The following is a 21,843-nucleotide window of genomic DNA, read 5'->3' on the forward strand; positions in this document are numbered from 1 at the left end:
GTGTGGGTTCACGCCCGTCTCGCCGGCTGGTCGTAGAGCCATTCCCGGGCCAGCGCATGCCAGTTGGCGGTCGGCTCGATCTGGCCGAGCGCGGTCAGGGTGAACAGTTCGGCACGGCGGGAGAAGACGTGCTCCGACGGCAGGATCAGCCGCCGGACCTCGCGGTGCTCGCCCGCCCGGGGGTCGGTCGCCAGCACCACGGCGCTGGTGGCGATCTCGGGGGTGATGGTGAGCTCGTCGTCGAACAGGTGCCAGCCGCTGGCCGCCCAGACGTATTCCAGGCAGTCCTCGGCGGTGACGGGGGAGTCCGGGCCGAGGATCCCGCGTTCGGTCCAGATCCGGTGGATCTCCTCGGGCCGGTGCTGCGCCGCGGCGCGCAGCACCTGGCGTTCGGTCTCCAGCGCCGCGGACTCGATCGTGCGGTAGAGCCCGAAGTCGACGAAACCGACCCGGCCGTCGTCGGCGAGCAGGATGTTGCCGGGGTGCGGATCGGCGCAGTACTCCCCGTCCCGGAACATGCCGGTGATGTAGAAGCGGTACACCAGCTCGCCGATCCGGGCGCGGTCGGCCTCGGGCAGCCGCCGGATGTGCTGGAAGGACACGCCTTCGACGAACTCGGTGACCAGCACGTTGCCGGTGCACAGCGCGTCGATCGTGTCCGGCACCACGATCGACGGATGACCGCGGTACCTGCTCGCCACACGCCGCTGGTTGGCGGCCTCGCGCCGGTAGTCGAGCTCGGCGGTGATGGAATCGCAGACCTCCTGCAGGACATCGCTGTCACCGGCGGAGGGCAGGAAGGTCTTCCACAGGCGGCGCAGGAACTGCAGATTGCCCAGGTCGGCCTGGATCGCGCGGTCCACGCCCGGGTACTTGACCTTCACCGCGACCACGCGCCCGTCGTGCAGCCGCGCGCGATACACCTGCCCGATCGAGGCCGCCGCCACCGGGACGTCGTCGAACTCGGCGAACACCTCGCGGATCGGACCCAGATCGCCCTCGACGACCGCGCGCATCTCGGCGAACGGGTGTCGCGGTGCGCGGTCGCACAATTCGGCGAGCTTGGTCCGGAACATCTCGCGATGCTCTTCGGGGATCAGATCCAGATCCAGCACCGAGGCCATCTGGCCCAGCTTCATCGCCGCGCCCTTCATACTGCCGAGCACGGTGACGATCTGCTGGGCGGCCTGCAGCGAGGACCGGCGCCGCAGGGTGGCACGGGCCTGCTCGGTGCGGCCGACCATCGCCAGCCGCGTTCCGACCCCGCGGGCGACCTGGCCCGCGGCCAGGCGGCCGATCCGGGTTCCGCGGATGATCCTGCCGCCGGGCAGGTCCTTGTCGGCCATCCCATCCTCCGTGTCCTGAGTGACTCAGTGTGCAGATACCGAATTCTTCGGCCACGGATGGTCGCCGGTCACCACTACGCCCTCGACTTCGTGTGACATCACAAATCCTCCCCGCGGATCACAACCCCGCGGCCGGGTGACGGTGATACCGCGCAGAGTCGGCCGCCGTCGCCCGGGCCCCGCCCGCGTTCGCGGTAGCGTCTCGACCGCCGGGGACGTCGACGGGTGAGGACGGTATGACACAGGGACTGACGCTGATCGCGATCGCGGCCGCGGCACTGGCCGTGACGACGGGATGCTCGTCCGAGCAGGCACCCGCGCCGCACGCGTTGTTCGATCCGTGCACGACGGTGACCGACGACGCGCTCACCCGGGCCGGAGCCGACCCGGCCACCCGCAAGCCGATCGGCGGCGCGAACGAGTGGCGGGCCTGTGAATGGCAGCTGGGCACCGCGCACCTGCGGGTGTACTCGACCTCGCGCAGACCCGCCGAATTCGATGCCGCCGGTGCGGTTCTCACCGAGCTGACGGTGGCGGGCCGCACCGGACGCAGGCTCGCCGACCCCGGCGCGCTGACCTCGGCGTGCGATGTCCTGTTCGACGCCGACCAGGGCGTCATCCGCATGATCGTGGTGAATCGCGCGGATGTGCCCGAGGCCGGCGACGCCTGCGTGACGCTGAGCCGCGCCGGTGCGGAGATCGTCCCGCTGTTCCCTGACTAGACCGGGCGCGCTGCCGGTGCCGCGGTGACTCAGTCGGCGTTGCGGTGGGTGGTGTCGCGCACCGTGCCGACGAACTCCTCGACCAGGTCCTCGAGCGCGACCACACCGACCGTGTTGCCCCGGCTGTCGACCACCCGGCCGAGGTGACTGCTGGTGCGGCGCAACCGCGCCAGCGCCTCGTAGAGGGTGGTGCCCGCGCTCACCGTGGGCAGTGGCCGGATGTCGGTGCGCGGGATGACCGTCTCGGGTCCGGCGGTGTCGTCGGCGACCTTGTCGAGCACGTCCTTGACGTGCAGGTAGCCCACCAGCGAACCGTCCGCCGCGCGCACCGGGTACCGGGAGAACCCGGTCTCGGCCACGGCCGCCTCGATGTCACCGAGGGTGGTGCCGTTGCCGCGCAACGGCACCGAACGCGCCTGGGCCAGCGGCACCATCACATCGCCGACGATCCGGTCGGAGGTGCCCAGTGCCTGGGTGAGCCTGCGGTGCTCCTCCTCGTCGAGCAGTCCCTCGGAGCGGGACTCGCCGATCATCTCGGCCAGTTCCACCGTCGACACCGTGGCGTCGAGTTCGTCCTTGGGCTCGATGCGCAGCATCCGCAGCGTCAGGTTCGCCGCCAGGTTGTACAGGGCGATGAGCGGGCGGGCGATGCGCAGCCAGACCAGGTGGACCGGCACCAGCAGCAGCGCGGTGCGTTCCGGTCCGGCCAGGGCGATGTTCTTCGGGACCATCTCACCCAGCAGGATGTGCAGGATCACCACGATGGTCAGCGCGATCGCGAAGGCCACCGGGTGCAGCAGCTGATCGGGCAGGCCGAGCAGCTCGAACGGGCGCTCGATGAGATGCGCGATCGCGGGTTCGCCGACCCGGCCGAGCAGGATCGAGCAGATGGTGATGCCCAGCTGGGCCGCGGCGAGCATGATCGAGAGGTTCTCGCCCGCCTCGATCACCGTCTGCGCCTTCTTCTTGCCCTGGGCGACCAGGGCCTCGAGCCGGTCGCGGCGCGCGGAGATGAGGGCGAACTCGGCGGCCACGAAGAACGCGTTGCACGCCAGCAGCACCACCGTCAGGACGATTCCGAACAGATCACCCATGATTGTGCTCCCGTGCCGCCAGGTGCGCCGCGTCGACGGGGATCAACCGCACCCGGTCGATGCGCCGTCCGTCCATCCGTTCCACCCGCGCGACCCAGCCGCCGCCGGTGCCGCGCGAGGCGGGCAGCACCACATCGTCACCGGTGGCGGGGATCCGGCCGAGCTGGGTCAGGACCAGCCCGCCGAGGGTGTCGTATTCGCCTTCGGGGGCGTCGTAGCCGGTCGCGCGCGACACCTCGTCGATGCGCAGCAGACCCGAGCAGTCCCAGCCGTCGGAGACGCGACGCACGTCGCGTTCCTCCTCGTCGTGCTCGTCGCGCACGTCGCCGAGGATCTCCTCGATCACGTCCTCCATGGTCACCATGCCCGCGGTGCCGCCGTACTCGTCGACCACGAGGGCGACCTGCATGCCGTCGGCGCGGACCCGTTCCATCACCTCGTCGCCGTCGAGGCTGGCGGGCACGATCGGCACCGCGACGGCCAGCCTGCTCAGCGGGATCTGCTTGCGCAGGTGTGCCGGGTGCAGGAACGCCTGTTTGACGTGCACCACGCCCAGGGTGTTGTCCAGATCGCCGTCGATGACGGGGAACCGGGAGTAGCCGGTGCGCGCGGAGGCGGCGATGAGATCGGCGACGGTGTCGTCGCGGTCCAGCGACTCCACCTTCACGCGCGGAGTCATCAGGTCCTCCGCGCTGCGCTCGCCGAACTCGAGTGAGCGGTCCATCACCTGCGCGGTGCGCTGGTCCATGGCGCCGCGCTGGGCCGAGGTGCGCACCAGCGAGCCGAGTTCCTGCGGGGAGCGCGCCGAGCGCAGTTCCTCGGCGGGCTCGATGCCGAGCCTGCGCACGATCCAGTTGGCGGCGCCGTTGAGGAAGCGGATCAGCCACTTGAACAGGGCGGAGAAGCCGATCATCGGGCCCGAGGTGAGCCGGGCGGTCGCCATCGGCCTGGCGATGGCGATGTTCTTGGGCACCAGCTCGCCGTAGATCATCGACAGCGAGGTGGCCAGCACCAGCGCCAGCACCAGGGCGACACCGTGCGCGGCGTTCTCGCCGAGCCCGGTCAGGGCCAGCAGCGGATCGAGCAGCCGGGCCAGCACCGGTTCGGCGATGAAGCCGGTGATCAGGGTGGTGATGGTGATGCCGAGCTGCGCGCCGGAGAGCTGGAACGACAGCGAATTGTGCGCCTGCTTGACCAGCCGGGCGCGGGTGTCACCCTCGCGGGCAGCGGCCTCGACGGTGCTGCGTTCCAGCGCGGTGAGCGAGAATTCGGCCGCGACGAACAGCGCGGTACCTACGGTGAGGGCGATGAAACCGAGGAGGCTGAGCACGGTCAGCACGATGGTCATCGGCGGCACCACCCGGGTGCCGGGAGAACGGACGAGCGAACGGACGCTGCGGAAAGGAGGACGCCGGGTTTGTCACCCGGCTCCGTAGAGGAGCCCTCCTGTGTGGCGCCCTTGGACGCGGGTGACAACTGGATCCTTTCGGGGTGGGGAAAGAGCGGTGCCGAGATCGGCACTGCCAATAGTAGTGGGTCCTCACCGATGATGTGTCAGCGGCGCGGGGCGGCGGTCACCGCCCGGCCAGCAGAGCCCGCGTCCGCGCCGCCAGCAGCCGGGCCGCGGCGGGGTCGAAATCGGGGCCGTCGACCGCGATACGACGCCCTTCGGCCAGGGCGGTGAGCGGCTCGCGCGGGGGTGCGTCGAGGACCTCGACGATCGGTCGTGCGGCGCAGGCCACCGGTTTCGCCGTGCGGGCCATCTCGGTGACCATCGCCCGGGTGGGCGCGTCGTAGGCGCCGGTGTGCGCGGTCGCGGTGACGCCCGGATGGACCAGGACATAGCGCGTGCGTCCGGCCCGGTACTCCTCGGCGAAAGCGACGCCGAGCAGATCGTTGAGTTTGCCGTTGTGCCCGAGCGCCGCGCCGCCGTGATAGTCGTGGCTGAGCTGGAGGTCGTCGAGCCGGGCCGCCGCCAGCGGTGCGCCGGGCCCCGCGACATTGACGATCACCGGGTCGGCGGTCTGCTCGAGCGCGTCGCGCAGCCCGTGGCCGAACAGGAACCGGCTCAGGTAGAAGTGCGCGAAGGTCGCCTCTAGTCCGTCGGTGGTGAGAGTGCGGTGCGACCGGTAGAAGCGCGCGCACAGGACCAGCGCGTCGATGCGCGGGTGGCTGTCCTGGAGTTCGGTGAGGACGGCGCGATTGCGCGCGATCGAGTCCAGATCGGCGCGCAGGAACGTGCCGCGCGCGCCCGCGGCCGCGCGGAACGCCGCGCCCTTGGCCGGATCGCGGCCGATGACCACCACCCGGTCGCCGCGCGCGAGGTAGTGGTCGGCGAGATGGCGGCCGATGCCGTCGGTGTCGCCGGTGATGACCAGGGTGCGCATGTCAGAGCGGTCCACGGCCGGTGGCGACCAGACCGGCGACCGGGCGCACGTCGCGGTGCGAGATCAGCCACCGGCCCTCGTGTTCGGTGAACTCGTCACGGACCAGGCCGATGGTGGTCCAGTCGGCGGGACGGCCGACGTCGACGCTGGTCGACCAGTGCCAGACCGTCGCGTAGGCGGTGAGCAGCGGGCGCCCGTCGGTCCAGTCGATCCAGTTCTGCCCGATCACGTGGGCCACCAGGCTGCGTCGCGCGCGCGGGACCCGGCACATGTGCGCGGTGAAGGCCGCGCCGCCGTGGAAGCGCTGGACCGGGCCGGGCATGATCCGGTATTCGATGAGGGCGTCGGGGGTGAAGCATTCGGTGAAGCGCTCGTGCTCGCCGGTGTCGGCGATGCGGAAGAACTCGTGGAAGGTGCGCAGGATCGCGCGCTCGGCGTCGAGGGTGGCGAGCAGGTCGGTGGAGGTGGTCATCGTTCCTCGTCGGGGGTGCGGTAGGCGGCCAGGAAGGTGTCGACCGCGGCGGTGGTGACCGCGCGCAGGTCGGCCGGGGGGACCGGGCGGGTGCCCAGCCGGGAGCGGCCTTCCAGCGGGCCGGTGATCAGGACCAGGAAGTGTTCGGCGGCGCGGGCCGGGTCGGCGATGCGCACGCGGCCCGCCAGGGCCAGCTGGGCGAAGCGGTCGGCCAGGGCGTCGCCCAGGCGGTCGGCGGTGCGGCTGAGCACCTCGTCGATCAGGTCGGGGGACCGGGCGACCTGGCTGTAGGTGAGCCAGCGCAGCGCGCGGGAACGCTCGTCGCAACAGCCCTCGGCCAGGCGGTAGGCCAGGTCGGCCAGGGCCGTGGAGAGCGGAGGCTGCGGGTCGCGCAGAAGGTCGACCAGGGCCAGGTTGGTGGCCAGCACGGCATCGGCGGCGGCCGTCAGCGCGTGCCGGAACAGGGTGTCCTTGTCGGTGAAGTGGTTGTAGACCGTCGGTTTGGCGACGCCGGCCACCTCGGCGATCTCCTGCACACACGCCCGCGTGTAGCCGCGACGGGCGAAGACGGTGAACGCCGCGTCGAGAATCGCCTGCCGCTTGTCGACGCGTCCGCGCTCGGTGATCGTTGCCGCCATGCCTGAACAGTAGGCCCGTTCCGGCCCGGATTGAACCCGTGGGTTCAGAATTCTGAACTACTCGGTTTCGATCACGGTGATCGGACGGCGACGACGGAGAATTTCCGGAAACGACAGCGGCCGACCGGAACCCGGGTTCCGATCGGCCGCCGCGCAGAGACGATCACCAGCCGCTGGGCAGCGGCCTCCCCTCGGCGAAACCGGCGGCGGACTGCACGCCGAGCACCGCGCGCTCGTGGAACTCCGGCAGCGAGCGGGCCCCGGCGTACGTGCACGCGCTGCGGACACCGGAGGTGATGTGGTCGATGAGGTCCTCGACACCGGGGCGCTCGGGGTCCAGGCGCATGCGCGAGCTGGAGATGCCCTCCTCGAACAGCGCCTTGCGGGCCCGGTCGAAGCCGCTGTCGGCGGCGGTGCGCGCGGCCACGGCCCGCTTGGAGGCCATGCCGAAGCTCTCCTTGTAGGCATTGCCGTCGCGGTCGACACGCAGGTCACCGGGCGACTCGTAGGTCCCGGCGAACCAGGACCCGATCATCACGTTCGACGCGCCCGCCGCCAGCGCCAAGGCGACGTCACGCGGGTGCCGCACGCCACCGTCGGCCCACACGTGCACGCCGAGTTCCTGTGCCGCCGCGGCACATTCGGCCACCGCGGAGAACTGTGGGCGCCCCACACCGGTCATCATCCGCGTGGTGCACATGGCACCGGGGCCGACCCCGACCTTGATGATGGTCGCGCCCGCCGCGGCCAGATCGCGGGTGCCCTCGGCGGAGACCACATTGCCCGCCGCCAGCGGCAGCCCGAGGCCCAGATCGGCCACGGCACGCAGGGATTCGAGCATCTTGGTCTGATGGCCGTGCGCGGTGTCGATGACCAGCACGTCGGCACCCGCCTCCGCGAGCGCCTGCGCCTTGGCGGCCACGTCACCGTTGATGCCGACGGCAGCGGCGACCCGCAGCTGACCGGCGGCATCGACCGCCGGGGTGTAGATCCCGGCGCGGATGGCACCGGTGCGGGTCATCACCCCGGCCAGGGTGCCGTCGGGGTGGGTGAGCACGGCGAGCTGGGCGTGCGCCTCGGCGAGCCGGTCGAAGATCTCGCGCGGTGACAGGTCGACCGGCGCGGAGACGAAATCGGTGGCCGCGACCTCGCGCAGCCGCGCGAAGCGGTCCACATCGGCGCAGGCGGCCTCGGTGACCACCCCGACGGGCTTGCCGTCCTCGACCACCACCACCGCGCCGTGCGCGCGCTTGTGCATCAGCGCCACCGCGTCGGACACCGCGCTGTCGGGGTCCAGGGTGACGGGGGTGTCGGCGGTGAGCGAGCGGCTCTTGACGAACGCGATGGTCTCGGCGGCCGCGGGGATGGGCAGGTCCTGCGGCAGCACCACGAGGCCGCCGCGGCGGGCCACGGTCTCGGCCATCCGCTTGCCCGCGACCGCGGTCATGTTCGCGACCACGAGGGGGATGGTGGTGCCGGTGCCGTCGACGGTGGCCAGGTCCACGTCGAACCGGGACGCGATGTCGGTCCGGTTCGGGACCAGGAACAGGTCGTCGTAGGTGAGGTCGTACGGCGGCTGGGGTCCCGGAAGAAATCGCACTCGTTCGATGATAGCTGTGTGCGGCGAGGTGTGGGCGGTACCGCACCCGGCGGTGTCCGGCGGCCGGAGGGGCCCGTGCCGCGCGGAGGGCGGCCGGTCGGATCTCCACGGTCGGCGACGTGTGTCCGGGTCGGTGCGCGCGCTCGGCGACCTCAGGATGTGGCCGGTGGCGCGGCTTGGGCCCGGCTGAGCACAACCGTCGCCACGCACATCACGAGCACGCAGACCGCGATGGCGAGATGACCTGCCCCGTCGGTGCGCAGCTGCTCGTTCAGCGCGGTGAGGCCGAGGAAAGCGGCGGCGAGCGGTTCGGCGACGGCCGCGGCGGGCAGCGAGGCGGCCAGTGGTCCGGCCTGGTAGGCGCGCTGCTGCAGGTAGAAACCGACCAGGCCGGCGGTCACCAGCGCCCAGGTCTGCCAGCCGGTGAGCACGCTGCCGGGACCGTCACCGAAGAGGGTGACCACGCGGTCGGTGAGCGCGGCGGCCAGCCCGAACAGCACGCCGCCCGCGAGCCCGAGCGACAGCGCCCGCACCGCCCGGTCGCGGACCAGCACGCCCGCCAGCGTGGCGACGGCGACGATGCCGAGCAGGATCGCCAGCGGCACCGACCAGGCCCGCAGCGCGGCGTCGTCCTCACCCGCGGTGGGGTCACCGATGATCAGGAACAGCACCAGCGCGACGACCAGCGCCAGCGCCGCCCCGGCGGCCCGGCCGGTGATCCGCTGCCGGTTCAGCCGCGCGGCCATCGGCAGCGCGAACACCAGCGAGCACACCAGGATCGGCTGCACCACCAGCACCGCGCCGAAGGCCAGGGCGAGCACCTGCATGCCGTACCCGCCCGCGTCCCCGACGATCCCCGCCCACCACCGCGGGTTCCGCAGCAGCGAGCGCACCAGCCCGGCGTCCTGCGGCACCGCGGCGGCCGCCTGATGCTGCGCCACCGAGGACACTGCGAACAGGAGCGCGGCCAGCAGCGCGCACCCGATCGTGGCGATCTCACGGTTCGTCACCTGCCCAGTGTCGCCGATCGATCTCCCGCGAGGCCCCATCGCCGTGAGCGAGTCGGGCCTCGCGTCTCCGAACACGACCGTGGCCGAACCGTAATCGGTTCGGCCACGGGGTGATTCAGTTCCGGGTCAGTTTGCCGTGCGGTTGCGGCGGGGTGCCGCACCGGCCGGACGCGCTGCTCGACGACGCGAATTCGTCGGCGTGTCGCCGCTGCGGGCGTGTCCGCCGGTGCCCGCGGGCTTGCGGGTGCGCGACTCGCCCGCCGGACGTTCCCGGCGCGGGGCGCCGCCGCCACGGCTGTGGCCCTGGCCCGCCTCGGAAGCCGCTGCGCCACCGGACCTTCCGCGCCGCGGGCGCCCACCGGTCGACGACTTCGGCGCCGTCGCCTGCACGGGAGCGGCCGGGGCGGCCAGCGCGACGCCCGAGGGCTTGCGCGCGCCGGTGATCTCGACCAGCTTGCGGTCGCCCGAGCGCACCTCGACACCGTCGGTCCGCACGCCCGCCTTGCGGGTCATCGCGGCGACGTCCTTGCGCTCCTCGTCGGTGACCAGGGTGACCACCACGCCGTCCTCACCGGCGCGGGCGGTGCGCCCGGCACGGTGCAGGTAGGCCTTGTGCTCGGCGGGCGGGTCGAAGTGCACGACCAGCGAGACACCGTCGATATGAATGCCGCGCGCGGCGACATCGGTGGTGACCAGCACCGGCACCGACCCGTCGGCGAAGGCCGCCAGCGTGCGGGTGCGGTTGTTCTGCGCCTTGCCGCCGTGCAGCGAGCCCGCCGCCACCCCGGCACCGCGCAGCTGCTTGGCCAGCCGGTCGGCACCGTGCTTGGTGCGCACGAACATGATGGTCAGGCCCTCGCGGGCGGCGATCTCGGTGGCGACCGCGCGCTTGACGTTCTTGTCGCGCACGTAGAGCAGGTGGTGCGACATGGTGGTCACCGACGCCTCCGGCGGCGCGGTGGAGTGGGTGACCGGCTGGTGCATGTAGCGCTTGACCAGCTTGTCCACGTCACCGTCGAGGGTGGCCGAGAACAGCAGCCGCTGCCCGTCCTTCGGGGTGCGGTCCAGTAGGCGGGTGACCTGGGGCAGGAAGCCCATGTCGGCCATGTGGTCGGCCTCGTCGAGCGCGGTGATCGTCACGTCGGACAGGTCGGCGGCGCGCTGCTTGATCAGGTCGTCGAGACGGCCGGGGGTGGCGATGAGCAGGTCGACGCCGCGCGCGAGCCGGTCGGCCTGCCGCTTGATCGGCGCCCCGCCGACCACGGAGGCGACGCGCAGGCCCAGCGACACCGCGGCCTCGTCGAGGGCGCGCTCGATCTGGGTGGCGAGCTCGCGGGTGGGGACCAGCACCAGGCCGCGCGGGCGGCCCGGCTTGGCCGAGGCGCCGGTGAGGCGGGTGAGCATCGGCAGGCCGAAGGCGAGGGTCTTGCCCGAGCCGGTCGGGCCGCGGCCGAGCACGTCACGCCCGGCGAGCGCGTCGCCGATGGTGGCGGCCTGGATGGGGAAGGGCTTCTCGATGCCCGCGTTGCGCAGGGCCTGCACCAGGGCTACGGGCAGACCGAGGTCGGCGAACGTGGGTTCGGGACGCGTGGAAGTAGACAAAATGGCCTTTCGTTGGGCTGCGAATCGCGCTGGAAGAGGTCCGGCGCCGATTGACCCGGATACGCGGACGGCGTGCACGGGGTGCGGCCCAGCAGGAAGGACCGAACTCCCACGATAGGCGTGTTGGGCCACGGTTGGGTAAACACGCTGGTCAGCCGACCGATTGTGGCAACGGTTGTGTCTGCGGCGCGAGCGGGTGGCCGCACCCGTGCGCGGTCGGCTCGCTCCGGCCGAGGATCGCCCGGTCAGCCCCGGAACAGGCGGTTGAGTTCCTGCAACCAGGGCAGGGCCACGGCCAGGGTCGGCACCACCAGAATCGCGATCGAACCGAGGTAGGCGGCCGTGGCGACTCTCACGTCCCCGTTGACGCCGGCCAGGCGCTGGATGCGGATGAGCGTGGTCGGGCCACCGGCCGCGAGCGCACCCTGCGGCGCCGTCGACTTCGCACACGCCACCAGGGCGCGGGCCAGCGGCTTGGGCCCGGTGACCTTCACCGCCGAATCGTCGGCGAGCAGTTCGATCAGCAGCTTGACCTGGCCCAGCGCGGCCTTGCTGCGCACCACCCGCGGGAACGCCTCGTGCACCGCCGTGAACGCCTCGAGTACGAGATCGTGCCGGGCGCGCAGGTGGGAGCGCTCGTGGCTGACGATGGCGGTGACCTCGGCGTCGTCGAGATTGGTGAGCGTGCCCTCGCTGAGCACCACGCGCTGGCGCAGGCCGGGCAGGCAGTAGGCGATGGGTTCGGTGGCGGCGAGCACGCGGATGTCGGCGGCGCGGCGCACCGGTCCGCTCTGGTCGAGCAGATCGACCAGCATGCGATGCCGGGAGCGACGGCGGCGGGTGTGCACGCCCACGCGCACGATCGAGAACATCAGCCGCGCGCCGACCATCAGGGTCAGCGCGAAGACGAAGACGTACACCGTCCACAGCGGCAGACCGAGGGCGTCGATCTCGCGGGTGGGGGAGGTGGTCGGCCTACCGTCGGGGCCGGGGACGAGCAGCAGGCTGGCGATGGCCAGCCCGGAGCCGAAGGCGCTGAGCACCGCGGCCAGCGCGATGGCCTGCCACAACACCAGGGCCGCGCGGGGTGTGCGATGCACCCAGCTCGCGCGACTGAGCAGTGCCGGTACCGGCCCGGCGAGAAGCAAGGCGAGTACGGCGAAGACTGCCGCGGTTGCGTTCATCGACTCTGCTCACTGCTGTAGTGGGGCCAGGGGCGCTCACGTCGTTGTGAGAGCCGCCAGGGAGTCTAACTGCTCTTGTCGTCGGATTCGAGCTTGGCGAGGGCCTCGCGCAACGCATCGGCCTCGTCCTTGCCCACCTGCTCGACGAAGTGCACCAGGGCGGCGGCGCGGCTGCCCGCGGCGTCTGCCTGCTGCAACGCGTCCACCATCAGGCTCGCGACCAGTTCGTCGCGGCTGTGTACCGGTGCGTATCGATGCGCGCGATCGTCGCGTCGCTGCACCACCAGATCCTTCTTCGCCAGACGCTGCAGCACGGTCATCACTGTCGTGTACGCGAGCTCGCGCCGCGCGGCCAGTGCTTCGTGGACCTGCCGCACCGTCTGCGGTTCGTCGGCCGACCACAACTGGTCCATGACCGCTTTTTCGAGTTCGCCGAGTCCTGCCATCCCCTGATTTTACGGACTCAACGACAAAGATGCGTACTACAGATTGTCGTAACGGGGGATTTGCTGGTGTGTCATTCGTCATACCCGGCCGCGCCGTGCACGTGCCGGGTGCCGATCGGCACGATCATCGGCCTGCCCGAGACCGGGTCGGTGAGCACGGTCGCCTCGAGCCCGAACACCTCGGCGAGCAACTCGGCGGTGATGATCTCGGCGGGCTTGCCCCGGGCGACGATCCGGCCCGCCGCCATGACGACGAGCTCGTCGCTGTAGCGGATGGCCAGGTTGAGATCGTGCAGCACCATCACCACGGTGCGGCCCAGTTCGTCGTGCAGCCGGTCGACCAGATCCAGCACCTCGAGCGAGTGCGCGAGGTCGAGGTAGGTGGTCGGCTCGTCGAGCAGCAGGATGTCGGTGCCCTGGGCCAGCGCCATCGAGATCCAGGCGCGCTGACGCTGTCCGCCGGAGAGTTCGTCGAGGGTGCGTTCGGCCAGATCGGCGATGCCGGTCTGGGCCAGCGCGGCCGCGACCTCGGTCTCGTCGTCGGCCGACCACTGCCGCAGCCAGGACTGGTGCGGATGTCTGCCGCGCGCGACCAGATCCGCGACGGTGAGACCCTCCGGCGCGACCGGGGTCTGCGGCAGCATGCCGACCACCTGGGCCACGTCCTTGGTCTTCATGGTCGAGATGGCCTTGCCGTCGAGCACCACCTGACCGGTGCGCGGGCGCAGCAGCCTGCCCAGCGACTTGAGCAGGGTGGACTTGCCGCAGCCGTTGGGCCCGATGACGGTGGTGACCACGCCGGGCGCGATGTCGAGACTGAGCCCGTCGACGATCAGCCGGTCGCCGTAGCCGAGGGAGACGGCCTCGGCGGCGAGACGGTGGGCGGGGGTGGTCATGCGACGGTGGCCTTCCGGTTCATGCGGACGAGCAGGTAGAGCAGGAACGGTCCGCCGAGCGCGGCCGTGACGATGCCGACCGGCAGGTCGACGGGCAGCAGCGCACGGGCGATGATATCGGCTCCGGTGACCAGCGCGGCGCCGGTCAGCGCGGAGGCGATGAGCGGCTCGCCGGGGGTGCGCAGCAGCATCCGGGCGATCTGCGGGGCGGCCAGGGCGACGAAGCCGACCGGGCCGACCACCGCGGTCGCGACCGAGGCCGCCACCACCGCGGTACCGATCAGCAGCGCCTGCTGCGACTGGATCCGCACGCCGAGCACCCGGGTCGAGTCCTCGCCGAGGCGCAGCGCGGCCAGGGTCCGGGCCGAGCCGATCGCCACCACCGCGACGACGCCCAGCGCCAGCGCGGCCGGCACGAGCCGGGCGATGTCGGTCGAGTTCAGCGAACCGTTGAGCCACAGCTGCACGCGGGCGGCGTCGGTGAGGGTGGCCCGGGCGAGCTGCCAGGTGATCACCGACATGAGCACGGTGTTGACGCCGATGCCGATGAGCACCAGCCGGAATCCGGTGATCCCGCGTTCGCCCGCGCCGCCGCGGCCCCATGCCAGGACATAGATGAGCATCGCGGTGAGCAGGCCGCCCGCCAGCGCGGCCAGTGGCCCGCCGACGGTGGCCAGTAGTCCGGTGGTCGCGCCGCCGGTGCCGACCATCACCGCGACCGCGCCGACGCTGGCACCGGCGGTGATTCCCAGTACATCGGGACCGGCGAGCGGATTGTGCAGGATCGACTGCATGATCGCGCCGGACAGACCGAGCGCCGCCCCGATCACCACGGCGGTGAGCGCGCGCGGCAGCCGCGAGTCGAGCACGATGAACCGCTGCGACCGGCTGCCCCCGCCGCCGAGCACGTCGAGCACCTTGCCCAGCGCGATATTCGTGTCGCCGACGGCGATATCGGTGCAGAACAGCGCGAACACCAGCACGGCCAGCGCCACGACGGCGGCCAGCATGACCGGCCGCAGCACGAAGGAGAACGGGCCGACCCGCACCGCGGGACGCACTCGGCGCAGGTCGACGGACTTGTCGGTGGTGGTCGTGCTCACAGGCTCACCAGTCTCTTGCGGCGCACCAGCGCGATGAAGAAGGGCGCGCCGATCACGGCCAGCATGACCCCGACCTGCAGTTCGCCCGGCCGGGCGACCACGCGTCCGGCGATGTCGGCCACCAGCAGCAACAGGCCGCCGATGAGGCCGGAATAGGGGATCAGCCAGCGGTTGTCCGGGCCGGTGATGGTGCGCGCGATGTGCGGCACCACCAGGCCCAGGAACGCGATCGGGCCGATCGCTGCCGTGGCCGCGCCGCTGAGCAGCACCACCGCGACCATCCCGAACGCGCGGGCCCGGCCCACGTCGACGCCGAGGCCGCGCGCGACGTCGTCACCGAGGCTGAGCAGGTTCAGCGAGGGCGCCGCCGCGACGGCCATCCCCAGCCCGACCACGAGGAACGGCAGCACCTGCCAGAACACGTCGGCCTCGCGTCCGGCGACGGTGCCGACCACCCAGAAGCGGTAGGTGTCGAGGGCCACATTGTCGAGCACGACGATGGCATTGGTCATCGCCTGCAGGAACGCCGTCATCGCCGCACCGGCCAGGACCAGCGACAACGGGCTGGCCTTGCCGCCACCGATGGACGAGGCCCCGAACACGATCAGCCCCGCCACCGCCGAGCCGGCGAAGGCGAACCAGATGTACTGGTTGGGCGCGGTGAAACCGAACAGGTAGACGCTCAGCGCCGCCAGGAACGCCGCACCGGCATTGAGTCCGAGCAAACCGGCATCAGCCAGCGGATTGCGGGTATACCCCTGGATGAGCGCGCCCGCGATGCCCAGCGCCATCCCGGCGAACAGGGCCAGCGCGGTGCGCGGCAGACGCAGCTCACGCACGATTTCCTCGGCGGTGGAGCGGGCCGGGCAGCTGAACGGGCCGCCGTCGCAGCCGAGCGCGTGGGTGAGCGCGTCGAACACCGTGGCGGGCGAGAGCGAGCGCGTGCCGATGGCGATGCTCGCCACGACCGCGACGGTGAGCAGCGCGACGAGCAGTAGAAGCCCGGTCAGACGACGGCGTCTGACGGTGCCTGGGTGGATCACGGCGACGAACTTCTCCTGCCTCGAGCCGGACACGACTTGTGAAGTCTGGTAAGCCTAACCTATGTTCCCTGACATCATCGTCACGGGAACCAACCGTTCGAGGAGGTTCGATGCCCGAGCCCGTCATCATCACTACGTCCCGCACCACCGCTGCGTCGTTCGACCGCGCCTGTGCCCGGTTGCAAGCGCTGCAACCGGAGCATCCGCGGGTCTATGCGGTGGCGGCGATGGTCGGCCAGGGCAAGCGGCGCTGGTGGCATGTGCCCACCGGCCTGTCCGAGGGTCGCGTCGAGCTGATGTACCGCCGCCACGCCGCGGAGATGATCAACGACGACATCGCCGCCGAGGTGGTGGCGACCGCGCTGATCCACGCCGTGGTCGGCCGCGTAACCGCGCTGTTCGTCATGTCGGCCCAAGCCTGGGACCCGGGCCGCGACAATCTGTGGATCCACCACGACAACGACGGCGGCATCGACTGGGCGGGCCTGTCCGACACCACGATTCGCGTCGTCGCCGGTGATCCGGAGGCGGCCGAGCCGGGCACCGTCGCCCTGCCGTGCGAGGCGGCGATGGCGGTGTGGCTGGCCCAGCGCTGCGCCTCGGCGCTGATCCCGCTGCAGTCGGTGCTGAGCCGCTGCTCGGGCCTGTCCGCGCGCCGGTTCTGGTCGCTGGTCGGCGAATCCGTCGTCGGCGCGGCCACCTACGTGCCCGACCTGGCCCGCGCCGACGCCAGCGCGGGTGCCCGGCGCGGCCAGCTGCTGCTCGGCGCGTTCGAGGAGCGTGGTCTGCCGGTGCGCCGGACCGGGTGCCTGCAACGCTGAGCCAGTCAGCTCCTCGCGGACGCGGTGAGCGCGGTCGCGAGGGTGTGGAACGAGCGCAGGAGCAGCTCGCCGTAGTGCTCGGGATCGGGCATCATCGCCGCGCTCGTGGTGAAGGTGAGGGTGATCTCCTCGCCCTGCGCGGTGATCAGGTGCCGCAGGCCGTCGCCGTCGAGCACCGGTAGCGCGCCGACCGCGCGCACCACCGGCAGACCGCAGAAGCTCAGCGTGTCGCTCACCGGCGCCACATTGCTGATCGTCGTGTTGCACATCGGCACGGTATCGGTGCCGTCGAAGTGCCGTTGCGCGCGGGCCCAGCCCGCGGCGCGCAACAGCAGCGCGGGCGCGGTCTCCACCAGCCGGTCCGCGCGCAGCACGGCCGGGTCGGCGGCGCGCTGCTTGGCCCGGTCCGCCGACTGCCGGATCGCGGCCAGCCGGGCCACCGGATCGGCGATGTCGGTGTGCAGCTCGACGATCATCTGGGTGAGCCGGTTGCGCGAATCCCAGTCCGCCACACCGCGCATCGACCTCGGCACCATGGCCGCGAGCGAGCCGGCGGGTGGCTCGCCGTGCCCGGCGAGGTAGTCGGCCAGGGCGCCTGCGACCGTCGTCAGCATCAGATCGTTGATCGTGACCCGCTGGGGCGCGGCGGCTTTGGCGGCGCGCACCTCGGCCATCGGGATCGGCACCAGATGGAAGGTCGTGGCCGAACGGATGTCGCGGTTGAAGCGAGTGGCCGGGCGCAGGGCGGCGGGTTCGTGGATGTCACCCGCCGCCACCGCGGTCGCCAGCTCCGTCGCGGCGCGGCGATGACGCCGCAGCCCGGTGACGAAGCGGACGGGCTGCGTGCCCAGCGCCGTGACGGTGCGCGCCACGGTTCGCAGGGTGGACGGCTCGTCGAGCCGCGGCGCGGGTGCGGGGCCGGTCCCGAACAGGAGCTGTTCGAGCGCGCGGGTCGCGACACCGTCGCCGACGCTGTGATGGAACTTCAGCACGATGATCGTGGTCGGGCCCGGCATCGCGGGCACGCCGTCCACCCGGTCGAGCACCTGGATCTCCCAGGGTGGCCGCGTGAGATCCATGCGCGCCGAAGTGATCTCGGCGATGCGCGCCCGCGCCTCGGCCCACGTGTGGACATCGGTGCTGCGCCGCACGTGCTCGCGCACCGTCATCGTGGGATCGGGCACCCAGGAGGGCAGGTCCAGGTCCAGCGGCACGCGCCGCAGCCGCCGGTGGAACAGCACCGCGTGCCCGAGCCGCGCTCGCGCCCAGTCCAGCAGTTCGTCGCTGGACGGCGCGCGGCCCGCGGAGGCGTCGGCGAAATAGACCGCGACGATATGGGACAGGTGCCGGTCGGTCTCGTCGTAGACGAACACCGCGTCGCGCGGGCGCAATCGCTCGGCGCCGACCCGCAGTTCGGCGTTCACAGGCCCAGCGCCGTCGCCATCACCGGCCAGGACGCGTGCAGGTCGTCCTCCCAGTAGCCCCACGAGTGGGTGCCGGTCGGCCGGATGTTCACGGTGACATTCGTGCGGCCCAGCTCCCTGGTCCGCTGGCCCATGGCCGCGGTGCACATCGCCGAGGCGGCCTCGATGCCGCCGCCGACGAGCATCTGGTTGGTCAGGATCGAGTTCGCGTTCTTGCCGGTGATGTGCACGCGCGGGTTGGCCAGGGTGTCGTGCGGGCCGGGCAGGCCGGTGCCGCTGGAGAGGTAGATCGGGATGTCGGGCAGCCGGTGTGCCTGCACGTACGGGTCGTGCTCACGCCAGGCGGCGTCGGTGACCGGGCCCCACATGTTCGTCACATCGCCGCCGCCCATCCGCACGACCAGCGAGACGAAGGCACGCCCGATCGGATCGCTGGTCATCGCGCAGCCGCTGTAGGAGGCGACGCTGCGATACAGCTGCGGCGCCTGGATGGCCAGATCCAGCACCGAGGTGCCCGCCATGGAGATCCCGGCCAGGGCATTGGCGCCCGTGGTGGCGAAGGCCGCGTCGATCACTGGCGGCAGTTCACGGGTGAGGAAGGTGGTCCACATGTTGTGGCCGTTGTTCTCCAGGTTCTTCGCCAGCCCGGCATCGGGCGCCCGCCAGTCGGTGTAGTACGAGAACGCGCCCTCCATCGGGATCACGACATTGACGTGCTTGTCGGCGAAGAAGCCCGCCGCGTCGGTCTGGCCGGGCCAGTTGGCCGAATCCTCGCCGCCGCCCGCGCCGTTGAGCAGATACAGCGTCGGGGCCGGGGTGGCGGTGTCGAGCGGGCGCAGCACCCGCAGCGCGATGGTGCGATCCATCGACGGGGACCAGACCGCGAGATCCACGGTCTGGCCGGTGCGCGTCTGGCTCACCAGGTACGCGCCGGGCGCGGCGGCGGCCCGCGGCGCGTCGGTGACGACGGGTGCCGTGGCGACGGCCACCGCGCACGCGGCGGCGGCGAGACCGCGGAGGAGGGGAGTGTGCATGGTGCCTGCTGACTTCTCTGAATGACGAACGGGGCCCGCGGCATCGGCCGCCGGGCCCCGATCGCCGGCTGGCGACGGTCGGCGCGTGGCTACGGGAAGAAGGCTTCCACCGAACCGAGGAAGACCGCCAGCAGGCCGTCGCCCTCGGCGGCCGAACCCAGTCCCGCGATGGCCGTGGTCAGCAACTCACTCAGCGAACCCATGATCGAACTCCTTGCCTTGGATTACTTGCCCGGGGTGGGGGTGCCGCCGCTGGCGGTGATCAGCGCCTGCACGAAGGGCAGCGCGGCATTGCTGAGGCTGCCCGCGCCGGTCTGCAGAAGTTCGTAGAGAGAACCCATTTTTTACTCCTGATTTATCGAAAGGTGAATCGGGTGCGAGTGCACCGGATCAGGGGAAGAACGCTTCCACCGAGCCGAGGAAGACGGCGAGCAGGCCATCGCCTTCCGCCGCGGAACCGAGTCCCGCGATCGCCGCGATCATGATTTCTTCCAGTGAACCCACAGTGGATCTCCTTGCCTCGGATACTGGCCACAATCAGCTCGGCTGCTGTGACGCCGGTAACGTATCGCCGTCGCCGTTGTGTGGCAACCGAATGTTTCACTCTCGGTGATTCGTTCATATTTTTCTTTCCCGATGGAAGCAGCTCGTCAGTTGCGGTGTAACGCTGCGGAACTGGGTATGACCTGTGGTTGCATCGACTGTCTGGCACAGTTCGGGCGGCTTTCGCGGTGAACGGCGGTGTTCTCGAGTGGGTCTGTCAATGGGGATGGACTCGATGGGTGATAGTTCTGATCTGCGGTGGATCGGGATGTGCTGCCGGGCGGTGGGGCTTGTTCCGGGGTGGTCGGTCCCATGCTGGCGGTGTTGGGTCCGGTTGGTGATCGTCGGTGGGAGTGGGTTGTCGAATGGCTTGCTGACCCTGATTTCAGGGGCACGAGAATCGGGATGGGTGGGCACTTCTCGCCAATTCGCCGATCGCTGCTTGATGATGCTCATCAGCTATGACTGCGACGCAAATGTACTTCGGGGACGGACTGAGTGAAGTCCGCCCCCGAAGCGTTCTCCGATGCTATTTTTCGGTGAGCCCGGCGTATCAGCACGCGTCGCGATCGAAACCTGGAGAAAGGCCGATATTTCGTAACAGCAGGAAGAATCAGTGATTTCCGCAGGCGTTGGGAATTGTCGATCCGGCTCAATCCGAGAGCGCCAGATCTGGGGTGGTATTCCCGCCACGAGATCGCGGCCGCGCAGTACCTGGATCCGCCACGGCGTGAGCCGCAATACCTGAAATGTGGGGTCTTCCGGGCCCCGCCAGAATTGTGCCGGGTCGCAACCCGCGCCAGACGGGCCGCCGTGGCAACACAGGTCCCACACGGACCCGGGGGCGGCTGTTCGGTCATGACGTCACCGTGCCGGGACCGGCTTCGGATCCCCTCAGGATCGGCTCGAGGTGCCCTCGGCCGCCTGAAACGCGAACGGGGAGGCCGGATGTCCCGGCCTCCCCGTCGTCACGAGCGTGCGCTCAGGGCACGACTTCGACGATGTCGCCCGGCTCCAGCCAGTCGTAGTGCGCCTTCGCGCCTTCGGGCGTCAACCGGATGCAGCCGTGGGACTGCTCCTCGGTGGGGCCGATGTGATAGGCGATGTCGCCGTTGAAGAACACCGCGTACTCCATCGGCGCGTTGTGCAGGGTGCTCCAGTGGAACGGCTTCTTGAACGCCACCTTGAACACCCCGGTCGGCGTCTCGTAGCCGGGACGGCCGTGCGACATCGGGCTCGGCCCGAAGGTGACCTTCCCGTTGTCCATCAGCCAGGCGTTGTTGGTCGACAGCTGCAGGCACGCGCGGGCCTGCTCGCTGCACGGCGCCACCACCGGCTCCGGTTCGGGCTCGGGGATGATGGCGGGCACGCCGGGAACATCGGGCCCGCCCGGCCACAGCGGTTCGGCCTGCACCGGCGCCGCGACCGCGGCCCCGACCGCCGCCGCGCAGATCGCCGCCCGCACGGCCCACCGGGGAATACGACTACTACTCACGAAATCTTGCCTCTCTCGCCGCGCCCACCCCCGGCCGTGATGCGACCTGGAAACGAGCTCTCAACATCGACACAAGCCTCGGAAACATAGAGGTACCGATGATCATGGAGTATTGCGATCGTGTTGAGCAAGCGAACCGGCGAAAGCTAGCCCTGCCGCCTGCGCACCATCTCCGCGATCCACACCGGCGCGAACGGCGACGTGCAGCCCGGCGAGGTCGGATAGTCCGCCAGCACCCGCAACCGTTCCCCGATCTCGATCGCCCGCGCGCGATACTCCGCGTGCTCGATCCCGATCTGCGCGAGCGTCTGGTTCATCGCCCACTGCAACCGCTCCGGCGCGTCCTGCATCCCCGCCTCGATGAGATCCAGCAACCCGTCCAGATCCAGCCCCTCCGCCTTCTTCACCACCCGCTCGTTGGTCAGTGCCCACCCCGCACTCGCCACCACCGGATCGGCGTCCCCGAACCACGCCACCCGCAACTCCTCCGCGTGCGGACTCTTCTTCACCACGTAATTCACCAGCCAGTCCTGCACTTTCGGCGTCCGCGCCGCCCGCAACATCCCATCCAGCTCCTCCCGCGAGAACGCCTTCGGCCGACAGATCAGCAACGCCAGCAACCGCGCCGAGCTGTCCCCGGTGCCCCACAACTCCACCGCCAGCTCCTGCTGCGTCTTCAACCGCTTCGCCACAGCCCGCAACCGGGTGAGATTCACCCCGTGCTCGTCCCCGTGCTTCTCGTTCACCGCCCGGATCTTGGGATCTTCCAGCGCCGCCAATTCGGCCATCACCTCGGCCAGGTGTGTCTCGGTCACGGAATCCTCCTGGTCGTGGGGCTGGATGCGCTTCGACGGTAGTCCGCGGCGGTCGTGCCGGAAACACGCCGACCCGCACACTTGACCACTTAGGTAAGCCTGACCTATGCTCATCTCGGCGTACGGATGAGCCGGTGGTCCCGAGGGCTGCGGTCGACCCCCTCATTC

General features: G+C 70.7%; 20 protein-coding genes. 2 read left to right on the plus strand and 18 right to left on the minus strand.

Annotated features, from left to right (window positions below; all coding sequences use genetic code 11):
* Positions 1 to 8: 8 nt before the first annotated feature.
* The gene (locus tag ACWEMY_RS04015; RefSeq protein WP_452388785.1) at positions 9 to 1,346 is read right to left on the minus strand and encodes an ABC1 kinase family protein; all 1,338 of its coding nucleotides are present in this window, start codon (positions 1,344 to 1,346) and stop codon (positions 9 to 11) included.
* 236 nt (positions 1,347 to 1,582) lie between these two features.
* On the opposite strand from ACWEMY_RS04015, the gene ACWEMY_RS04020 reads away from it, so the two are divergent.
* Positions 1,583 to 2,068: a DUF3558 family protein gene (locus ACWEMY_RS04020; protein WP_452388786.1), complete on the plus strand. Its 486-nt coding sequence runs from the start codon at positions 1,583 to 1,585 to the stop codon at positions 2,066 to 2,068.
* Positions 2,069 to 2,097: 29 nt separating this feature from the next.
* Here ACWEMY_RS04020 and ACWEMY_RS04025 read toward each other — a convergent pair whose 3' ends face one another.
* From ACWEMY_RS04025 to ACWEMY_RS04085, 13 genes are all read right to left on the minus strand, one after another.
* Complete coding sequence (locus ACWEMY_RS04025) at positions 2,098 to 3,162, minus strand: hemolysin family protein (protein ID WP_452388787.1); 1,065 nt, start codon at positions 3,160 to 3,162, stop codon at positions 2,098 to 2,100.
* Positions 3,155 to 4,510: a hemolysin family protein gene (locus tag ACWEMY_RS04030; RefSeq protein WP_452388788.1), complete on the minus strand. Its 1,356-nt coding sequence runs from the start codon at positions 4,508 to 4,510 to the stop codon at positions 3,155 to 3,157. Before ACWEMY_RS04030 ends, ACWEMY_RS04025 begins: the two co-directional genes overlap by 8 nt.
* A gap of 226 nt (positions 4,511 to 4,736) precedes the next feature.
* Entirely contained in the window at positions 4,737 to 5,549 is an 813-nt protein-coding gene (locus tag ACWEMY_RS04035; protein WP_452388789.1) for an SDR family NAD(P)-dependent oxidoreductase, read from the minus strand.
* Position 5,550: 1 nt separating this feature from the next.
* Positions 5,551 to 6,021, minus strand: coding sequence for a nuclear transport factor 2 family protein (locus ACWEMY_RS04040; protein WP_452388790.1), 471 nt, complete (start codon positions 6,019 to 6,021; stop codon positions 5,551 to 5,553).
* The gene (locus tag ACWEMY_RS04045) at positions 6,018 to 6,659 is read right to left on the minus strand and encodes a TetR/AcrR family transcriptional regulator (protein WP_452388791.1); all 642 of its coding nucleotides are present in this window, start codon (positions 6,657 to 6,659) and stop codon (positions 6,018 to 6,020) included. The genes ACWEMY_RS04040 and ACWEMY_RS04045 overlap by 4 nt, the downstream gene beginning before the upstream one ends.
* A 163-nt stretch (positions 6,660 to 6,822) precedes the next feature.
* On the minus strand, positions 6,823 to 8,259 hold the full coding sequence (locus ACWEMY_RS04050) for a GuaB1 family IMP dehydrogenase-related protein (RefSeq protein ID WP_452388792.1): 1,437 nt from the start codon (positions 8,257 to 8,259) through the stop codon (positions 6,823 to 6,825).
* 152 nt (positions 8,260 to 8,411) lie between these two features.
* Positions 8,412 to 9,269 carry a DMT family transporter gene (locus ACWEMY_RS04055; protein WP_452388793.1) on the minus strand — a complete coding sequence of 286 codons (858 nt, stop codon included), beginning with the start codon at positions 9,267 to 9,269 and terminating at the stop codon, positions 8,412 to 8,414.
* Positions 9,270 to 9,395: 126 nt separating this feature from the next.
* Complete coding sequence (locus tag ACWEMY_RS04060; protein WP_452388794.1) at positions 9,396 to 10,871, minus strand: DEAD/DEAH box helicase; 1,476 nt, start codon at positions 10,869 to 10,871, stop codon at positions 9,396 to 9,398.
* 245 nt (positions 10,872 to 11,116) lie between these two features.
* On the minus strand, positions 11,117 to 12,055 hold the full coding sequence (locus tag ACWEMY_RS04065) for a M56 family metallopeptidase (RefSeq protein ID WP_375928453.1): 939 nt from the start codon (positions 12,053 to 12,055) through the stop codon (positions 11,117 to 11,119).
* Positions 12,056 to 12,120: 65 nt separating this feature from the next.
* Positions 12,121 to 12,501 (minus strand): BlaI/MecI/CopY family transcriptional regulator, encoded by a 381-nt coding sequence (locus ACWEMY_RS04070; protein WP_278264410.1) that lies wholly within the window; start codon positions 12,499 to 12,501, stop codon positions 12,121 to 12,123.
* A 71-nt stretch (positions 12,502 to 12,572) separates the two neighbouring features.
* Positions 12,573 to 13,397, minus strand: coding sequence for an ABC transporter ATP-binding protein (locus ACWEMY_RS04075; RefSeq protein WP_452388795.1), 825 nt, complete (start codon positions 13,395 to 13,397; stop codon positions 12,573 to 12,575).
* On the minus strand, positions 13,394 to 14,500 hold the full coding sequence (locus ACWEMY_RS04080; protein WP_452388796.1) for a FecCD family ABC transporter permease: 1,107 nt from the start codon (positions 14,498 to 14,500) through the stop codon (positions 13,394 to 13,396). The genes ACWEMY_RS04075 and ACWEMY_RS04080 overlap by 4 nt, the downstream gene beginning before the upstream one ends.
* Positions 14,497 to 15,576 (minus strand): FecCD family ABC transporter permease, encoded by a 1,080-nt coding sequence (locus ACWEMY_RS04085; RefSeq protein ID WP_452388797.1) that lies wholly within the window; start codon positions 15,574 to 15,576, stop codon positions 14,497 to 14,499. The genes ACWEMY_RS04080 and ACWEMY_RS04085 overlap by 4 nt, the downstream gene beginning before the upstream one ends.
* 77 nt (positions 15,577 to 15,653) lie before the next feature.
* On the opposite strand from ACWEMY_RS04085, the gene ACWEMY_RS04090 reads away from it, so the two are divergent.
* Positions 15,654 to 16,364: a hypothetical protein gene (locus ACWEMY_RS04090; protein ID WP_375928444.1), complete on the plus strand. Its 711-nt coding sequence runs from the start codon at positions 15,654 to 15,656 to the stop codon at positions 16,362 to 16,364.
* 5 nt (positions 16,365 to 16,369) lie between these two features.
* On the opposite strand, the gene ACWEMY_RS04095 is transcribed toward ACWEMY_RS04090, so the two are convergent.
* From ACWEMY_RS04095 to ACWEMY_RS04110, 4 genes are all read right to left on the minus strand, one after another.
* Positions 16,370 to 17,788 carry a wax ester/triacylglycerol synthase domain-containing protein gene (locus tag ACWEMY_RS04095; RefSeq protein WP_452388798.1) on the minus strand — a complete coding sequence of 473 codons (1,419 nt, stop codon included), beginning with the start codon at positions 17,786 to 17,788 and terminating at the stop codon, positions 16,370 to 16,372.
* Positions 17,785 to 18,822, minus strand: coding sequence for an alpha/beta hydrolase (locus ACWEMY_RS04100; RefSeq protein ID WP_452388799.1), 1,038 nt, complete (start codon positions 18,820 to 18,822; stop codon positions 17,785 to 17,787). Before ACWEMY_RS04100 ends, ACWEMY_RS04095 begins: the two co-directional genes overlap by 4 nt.
* A gap of 1,525 nt (positions 18,823 to 20,347) precedes the next feature.
* On the minus strand, positions 20,348 to 20,860 hold the full coding sequence (locus tag ACWEMY_RS04105; RefSeq protein ID WP_278264418.1) for a L,D-transpeptidase: 513 nt from the start codon (positions 20,858 to 20,860) through the stop codon (positions 20,348 to 20,350).
* Between the two features lie 146 nt (positions 20,861 to 21,006).
* Positions 21,007 to 21,648 carry a DNA alkylation repair protein gene (locus ACWEMY_RS04110; RefSeq protein ID WP_452388836.1) on the minus strand — a complete coding sequence of 214 codons (642 nt, stop codon included), beginning with the start codon at positions 21,646 to 21,648 and terminating at the stop codon, positions 21,007 to 21,009.
* Positions 21,649 to 21,843: the final 195 nt, after the last annotated feature.

This window comes from Nocardia sp. NPDC004415 (assembly GCF_053602435.1).

Excerpts from the sequence above, each read along its gene's own strand:
- ACWEMY_RS04020 (WP_452388786.1), top strand. The coding sequence starts at position 1,583 with ATGACACAGGGACTGACGCTGATCGCGATCGCGGCCGCGGCACTGGCC.
- ACWEMY_RS04110 (WP_452388836.1), bottom strand. The coding sequence starts at position 21,648 with ATGGCCGAATTGGCGGCGCTGGAAGATCCCAAGATCCGGGCGGTGAAC.
- ACWEMY_RS04100 (WP_452388799.1), bottom strand. The coding sequence starts at position 18,822 with ATGCACACTCCCCTCCTCCGCGGTCTCGCCGCCGCCGCGTGCGCGGTG.
- ACWEMY_RS04035 (WP_452388789.1), bottom strand. The coding sequence starts at position 5,549 with ATGCGCACCCTGGTCATCACCGGCGACACCGACGGCATCGGCCGCCAT.
- ACWEMY_RS04065 (WP_375928453.1), bottom strand. The coding sequence starts at position 12,055 with ATGAACGCAACCGCGGCAGTCTTCGCCGTACTCGCCTTGCTTCTCGCC.
- ACWEMY_RS04090 (WP_375928444.1), top strand. The coding sequence starts at position 15,654 with ATGCCCGAGCCCGTCATCATCACTACGTCCCGCACCACCGCTGCGTCG.
- ACWEMY_RS04030 (WP_452388788.1), bottom strand. The coding sequence starts at position 4,510 with ATGACCATCGTGCTGACCGTGCTCAGCCTCCTCGGTTTCATCGCCCTC.
- ACWEMY_RS04040 (WP_452388790.1), bottom strand. The coding sequence starts at position 6,021 with ATGACCACCTCCACCGACCTGCTCGCCACCCTCGACGCCGAGCGCGCG.
- ACWEMY_RS04025 (WP_452388787.1), bottom strand. The coding sequence starts at position 3,162 with ATGGGTGATCTGTTCGGAATCGTCCTGACGGTGGTGCTGCTGGCGTGC.
- ACWEMY_RS04075 (WP_452388795.1), bottom strand. The coding sequence starts at position 13,397 with ATGACCACCCCCGCCCACCGTCTCGCCGCCGAGGCCGTCTCCCTCGGC.
- ACWEMY_RS04070 (WP_278264410.1), bottom strand. The coding sequence starts at position 12,501 with ATGGCAGGACTCGGCGAACTCGAAAAAGCGGTCATGGACCAGTTGTGG.
- ACWEMY_RS04045 (WP_452388791.1), bottom strand. The coding sequence starts at position 6,659 with ATGGCGGCAACGATCACCGAGCGCGGACGCGTCGACAAGCGGCAGGCG.
- ACWEMY_RS04015 (WP_452388785.1), bottom strand. The coding sequence starts at position 1,346 with ATGGCCGACAAGGACCTGCCCGGCGGCAGGATCATCCGCGGAACCCGG.